Below are 2,583 nucleotides of genomic sequence, written 5' to 3'. Positions count from 1 at the left end.
TCCTGAATTTACCGAATAATTAAGGTAAAAATCCTCTCCTTTAAAGGAGAAACAAGCGGTCGTTAGCGCAGCTTCCCGTAGGGTGGGATGGCGTACTTCGGAGCGGCTCTGTCACTCTTAGGGTCTCCTCGCCATATCCAATCGACCAAGAGAAGAAAAAATTTTCATGATTAGTCAATCCTCTTGTTTTCAAGGAGAGGTAATTATTAATTATTAATTATTAATTATTAATTATTAATTGTTGAAACCTACCACCTAAGTCTCTAGGGCGAGCAAATATTTACCCACCCTACAACTTTTTAAGAAACCCTAAACCGCATCTGAATCATTCGCCAAATTTCTCCAATCCACAACACAATAGAAGTACCTCCAATAATTACCAACCAATCTCTTAAAGATAAAGGAACTGTTCTAAATACAGCACCACCAAATTGAACCATCAAAATTTGTCCCAAAAAAATAAATGCAGCGATCGCGACAAAACTGCCATTTTTACTAATATTAGAAAATGCAGATTCTTTTAAACCAAAACATTTGGCATTAAACATATTCCAAAACTGCAACATCACAAATGTGGTGAAAAATAGAGATAATTCATAAGGAGTTACTACTCTATCTTTCTGGATATAAAGTAAGAATGCGACGAAAAATACTAGGAATACTGCAGCTACCGAAAAAATACTCACCATCATTGGTTTGGAAATAATAAAATCTTGGGAATTTCTAGGTGCATTTTCCATCACTTTTTGATTTGGGGGTTCTGTTGCTAAAGCTAAAGCAGCAAAAGTATCCATAATTAAGTTTACCCACAATAGTTGAGTTACTGTAAACGGCAAATTAATCCCAATAAATGGACCCAACAAAGCTATTCCACAAGCAGCAACATTTATTGTTAACTGGAAGAGGATAAACTTTTGAATATTTTGGTAAAGCGACCGCCCCCACATCACGGCATTTTCGATACTGGCAAAAGAGTCGTTCAAAATAATGATATCGCTTGCTTCTTTAGCAACAGAAGTACCGCTACCCATCGACAAACCTACCTGCGCTTGATTCAAAGCAGGTGCATCATTAGTACCATCACCCGTAACTGCCACAACTTCCCCGCTAGTTTGTAATAACTGTACAATACGTTGCTTATCCTGGGGTCGCGCTCGAGCAATCACTTTGACTTTTTTCAGCACTGCCAAAACTGCTTCATCATCCAGGGAACGTAGTTTACCACCAGTAATACAATAATCATTCGGATCGTCCTGACTTATAATACCGATTTCGCGAGCTATTTCAACAGCAGTCAGACGACTATCCCCAGTAATCATTTTGACCTTGACGCCAGCTTTTTGACAGATTTTGACTGCATTTGGGACTTCTTCTCGCACTGGGTCAGCGATCGCCACAAAACCCAACCAAATCAAATCGTGATATTGTTCGAGTTCTTTTCCTTGTTGATAGTCTTGAGGGTCTCGAATATAGGCAAATCCCAAAGTACGTCTACCAATAGTTTCATACTGATTTAATTCTGCTGCAATGGATACTCTTGTAGAATCTGCAAAAGGTTTGACGCCCTCCGCAGTCATAATTTGATGACAACTCGCGAGCAATAATTCTGGCGCACCTTTAATATGGAGTATTTTGTCCCCTGTTATGGAGGAATTTCCCATAGTTGCCATGTACTTTCTGTCTGCTGAAAAAGTTAACTGACTGACAATATCAAAATCATCTCGTTTGTCAATGTAGTCAATATTATTTTCCTCCAACCACAACAGCAAAGCACCTTCTGTATGGTCTCCTAGAGGAATAGACTCTTCACCTTTTTTGTATTCTAAGTTGGCCGTACTATTGCTACAAATTGCTTCTACTATAACGTTGTCAGCATTGATAGTCTTGTCCTCTAAGCTAGGAAAATTTACATCACTCACCTGCATTTTGTTTTCAGTCAAAGTACCTGTTTTATCAGAACAAATGACCGTTGTAGCGCCAATGGTTTCACAAGCGTGCATCCTGCGGACCAGATTATTTTGTTGAGTCATTTTCTGCATACTGTAAGCTAGACTGAGAGTAACGCTTAGTGCTAGTCCTTCGGGTACTGCCACAACTATAACCGCAACTGCAATCATAAAGTAGGTGAGAAATTTAACAGCGACATCTGCTGATATCCAGTCAGTAGGGGAAGCGGGAACCCATTCTAAATAGTAACCTACCCCGATACCGATGCCAGATATTGCCAGAGCGAGCAAAATATTTTTTACCCAAGCTATCCCGCTATCATTTTCCAGCCACTCTGGTAGTTCGATTTCTTTGCCTACTGATTCCAATCCATCTACGATTATTGGCAACCAGACTCTAGTCAGGGCAACAGTTAAGCTAACGGTCAGGATACTGATAATGTACCACTGTCCGGAGGTGAGATCGAGTTCTCCGGTGAAGATACCTCGTGCTACTAAGGCGATATCAATTAACACTGCTACGACTAAACCGAGAATCCCAATCAGATTACTCAGACGTTCGAGTTGTAGATTTAGAGGCGTTTCCACATCTGTGATATCTAGAACGCATCTAGCAGTTTTACCAATTTCTGTCTCA

General features: G+C 40.0%; 1 protein-coding gene. It reads right to left on the bottom strand.

Annotated features, from left to right (window positions below; translation table 11 throughout):
- Positions 1-299: 299 nt before the first annotated feature.
- Positions 300-2,583: calcium-translocating P-type ATPase, PMCA-type (locus F6K13_RS27875; RefSeq protein WP_287289116.1), on the bottom strand; the 2,284-nt coding region annotated here is incomplete at its 5' end.

It is taken from the genome of Okeania sp. SIO2B9, from assembly GCF_010672505.1.
Lineage (GTDB): Bacteria > Cyanobacteriota > Cyanobacteriia > Cyanobacteriales > Microcoleaceae > Okeania > Okeania hirsuta.
Note: the sequence above shows the minus strand (reverse complement) of the source record. Positions and strands in the feature narration are given on the sequence as shown.